2 protein-coding genes are annotated in these 3,947 nt (G+C 49.5%); both read right to left on the minus strand.

Annotation, left to right across the window (positions count from 1 at the left end; translation table 11 throughout):
- Nucleotides 1-984: polyketide synthase (locus tag RMO27_RS21410; RefSeq protein WP_309736403.1), on the minus strand; the 984-nt coding region annotated here is incomplete at its 3' end.
- Nucleotides 985-996: 12 nt separating this feature from the next.
- A partial coding sequence (locus RMO27_RS21415) for an SDR family NAD(P)-dependent oxidoreductase (protein ID WP_309736406.1) occupies nucleotides 997-3,947 on the minus strand: 2,951 nt, incomplete at its 5' end.

Here is a 3,947-nt window from a genome sequence, read left to right on the forward strand (position 1 = left end):
TTGCCGAATCACTTTTTCTTGGGCGACGCCGTTGGGGACTGTCAGTCCGCTGCTGGGTCCGTCGTGGTTGACGGCTGAGCCGCGAATCACTGCCAGGACTTGGTCTCCGGCGGCGACGGCGTCGCTGAGTCGTTTGAGGACTACGACGCCACAACCTTCACCTCGGCCGTACCCGTCGGCGCTGGCATCGAAGGTTTTACATTTTCCGTCTGGTGCTAGCATGTGCGCTCGGCACTCGATAATACTCATCACTGGCGTTAACATCAGATTGACACCAGCAGTCAGCGCCAGGGAGCATTCTTGCAGCCGGAGGCTTTGACAAGCTAAATGGAGCGCGACGAGGGAAGACGAGCAGGCCGTATCGAGGGTGAGGGTTGGTCCTTGCAGTCCCAGAAAATAAGCGATTCTCCCCGCTGCCGTACTGTCCGAATACCCCGTCGCCGTATGGGTATCAATGACGGTAATTGGATTTGTTGTTAACTGAGCATAGTCTTGGGTCATCATCCCCAGAAACACCCCAGTTGGAGTTTCTCGCAACTGGGTAGGCGAGATGCCGGCTCGTTCGAGGCTCTCCCAACATACTTCCAAGAGCAATCGTTGTTGGGGGTCTAGCATCGTTGCTTCCCGAGGAGAAATCCGGAAAAACAGCGGATCGAATTGATCGATCGGTTGCTGTAAAAAACTGCCTCGGCGGGTGTACATTTTCCCAGGCGCGTCTTGGTTAGGGTCGAAATAGTTATCGATATCCCATCGGCTGCGGGGAATTTCCGTAGTGGCATCTACTTTGTTTTGGAGCAGATTCCAGAAGGCTTCGGGATTATCGGCACCGCCAGGAAAGCGACAACCCATGCCCACAATCGCGATCGGTTCGGTTTTAGCTCGTTCTGAGGCTTCGAGCTTGGATTCCATTTGTTCCAACGCAAAGTAAAGCTTTTGATTTAAAGATAAATTAGCTGTGTTATCAGATGCTATGGACTGATTCATAGTGGGTTGCTCCTATTGATTTAATTTCGCCAGTTTTTCGAGTAGTAGTAGTTCCAAGTCTTGTTCGGACATCTGCTGTACCTTTGCCACCATCCCATTGTCAACGGCTATTTCGGCTACTTTGGTTTCAGTTACCGCAAATACCGACGCCAATGGTTGCTCGATCAGATACTGAGTGACAGCTTCGATATTGGGATAGTTAAAAGCGAAGGTTGACGACAAGGGGCAACCCAAGCTCGATTGCAACCGATTTCTCAATTCCACTGCCATTAAAGAGTCCATTCCCAAGTCTTGAAATCCGACCTGTAAGTCTTTTAAGTCTGATTGTTGCAGTCCCAAGACATTAGCCACTTGCTCGCGAACACGATCGACCACCAGGGAACGGCGTTTACCCAATGGCGCACTTTCTAGCTGTTGGCGGAAAGTAACAGACTGTTGTTTGACGGGGGATGGGATATTAATCGTCTCGGTTTTGCCAATGTCTCGTAAGAGGGATGGATATTGTCCGGTCGGAAACTGTGCCAAGAATTTCGACCATTTCATTGGGGCTACTGCGATCTGAGGAAGATCCTGACTCAGTAATTCCCCTAATATTGACAGCCCTAGTTCCGGTTTAATGCCCACAATGCCTTTGGCTGTAAGCAACCCTTGCACCTGGGTGGCCATACCTTCGGCCAGCCACGCACCCCAGTTGATGGTCAAACTCGGTAGTTTCAAGCTGGAACGATAATGACTCAAAGCATCCATAAAGGCATTAGCTGCGGCATAGTTGCTTTGTCCGGGATTACCAATCAGTGAGGAAATCGAGGAGAAGCAAACCCAAAAATCTAGCGGTAAATGTTGAGTTAACAGGTGTAAATTCCAACTTCCTTGCAGCTTGGGCGCGAGGACTTTTTCAAAGCGTTCCCAAGACATTTTTTGTAAAATGCCATCATCAAGCACCCCCGCTGCATGAATAATCCCTTTGAGCGGCGGTAGGTTGGTTTCAATCTCATTTAACAATCGGGCAACATCTGCTGCTACTGAAATATCGGCTTGAATGACTGTAACCTGAGTTCCTGATTGCTCGATCCGATCGATGATTGCTTGTGTTAGCGGTGAAGGCTGACTCCGGCCGATTAACACGATCTGTTTAGCCCCCTGTTGGGTCATCCAGTCGGCGACGTTCAGTCCCAATGCACCTAGACCTCCGGTAATCAGATAGGTACTGCGATCGTTAATCGGTGGGGACTGAGGCGATCGCAGTTTGGGAGCCGATCCCAATCGGGGCACATAACGAACCCCCTGCCTGATGGCAATTTCATCTTCTGAATCTGCGGTAATGATTTCGGCTAACAGGTTGTCCACCCGGTTTGCCGTTGGCTCTAAATCGATTCGCACACACCGGAGTTCGGGATGTTCCACCGCTAACACTCTACCCAAACCCCACAATGGGGTTTGCTCTAAGCTTAATGTCGTTACATCGTTCCCGATGGCTTGTGCACCTTGAGTCACCAGCCACAGCCGAGGACTATCTATTTGCTGGTGAGCAAAGGCAGCCGTAAGTCCTTGCAATAAAGACAACACACTGCCACAACTCGTGCGTTGAGCAGCTAACAAGGAGGATGCTACTAAATCAGTGGTTGATGTTGGGGTTAAACCCCACAAATGGACGATGCCAATCAGCGGCAGCGGAGCATCTGCGGCAATCTGGGCGAGCACCTTTTGAAAATCTTCTGGCTGTGTGGGATTGGCGGTGTATTGTTCCTTGGCGATCTGTTGATAACTTGCCCCTGGAGTCAGCAGGATACAACGATGACCTTGTGCTTGTAATTTTTGTGCCAACTCACTGCCGATGCCTTGGGCATCGGCTAACAACAACCAAGTTCCCACGGTCAGGGGCTGTGTTGTTTCGCGTTCCTGGGGTTGCCAGGTGACTCGATCCAAGCGATCGCGAAGCGGATCGATCGATGGTTTTTCTAGAGCCGCTAACAATCTTTGACGACTGGCTTTTCGGGCTTCTAAGCGGTCAAATTGGGCAATAATCCGACCACTTTCATCAAACAGGGTAATGTTACCGGTTAAGATTTCAGGTTTGACTTGGGTAGATCGGTCAAGCGTCGCATAACACCAAAGTTGGGCACCGGACTCAGGAACACCATAAAACTTAAAGTTCGCAATCGCAAAGGGTACGTAGAGATAATCTTCATGGACTAAATCAGCGGCAATATCGACGAGGATGAACTGAAAGCACGAATCAATTAGTCCTGGATAGAGCAAATAATCTGATAATTCATCTGGTAACTGCGGCACTCGCATTTGGCAAATACTACCCGTTGTTCCCCTCCAAATTTCATCAATCCAGCGGAAAGCAGCACCCAAGGTGTAACCCGCATCCCAAAAGGTTTTGTAAAATTCAGACCCAGATAAATAATTTGGACAATCTGCTTTTAAAGATCTCCAGTCTAGGGGATTGCGCTCTGGCTCGATCGATCGCAGTTTGCCGTTGGCATGAACTTGCCAATCAGCCTCATCATCAACTTGATTGACATCTGATAAGCTGACAATTTGAAATGCATTGTCTTGAGGATTGAAAATCAATTGGACAGTGCGAGTCGATCGTTCGGGTAAAGTAATGGCTTGGGTAAACACCACATCCTCCAGACAACAGGAATCAGTTGCCAAAGTTGACTGGGCAGCTAATAACGCCATGGCAATGTGGGAGGCTCCAGGCACAACCACCGTTCCATATAAACGATGCTGATCCAGATAGGCAGGAGCATGAGTTTCAAATTGGCTTTCAAAGCGGACTTGCTCGGAGAAAGGCAACTTTAACCGTTGCCCGATCAAAGGATGAGCGGTGGCCAGACGGGATAATACTTGCGGCGGCGATGGTTTTAGCCAAAAAGATTTGCGTTCAAACGGATAGGTCGGAAGGGGAATTCGCTGACGTTCGTAATCTCGATCGAATCCGCTCCAATCAA

It is taken from the genome of Chamaesiphon sp. OTE_75_metabat_556, assembly GCF_031378165.1.
Classification (GTDB): domain Bacteria; phylum Cyanobacteriota; class Cyanobacteriia; order Cyanobacteriales; family Chamaesiphonaceae; genus Chamaesiphon.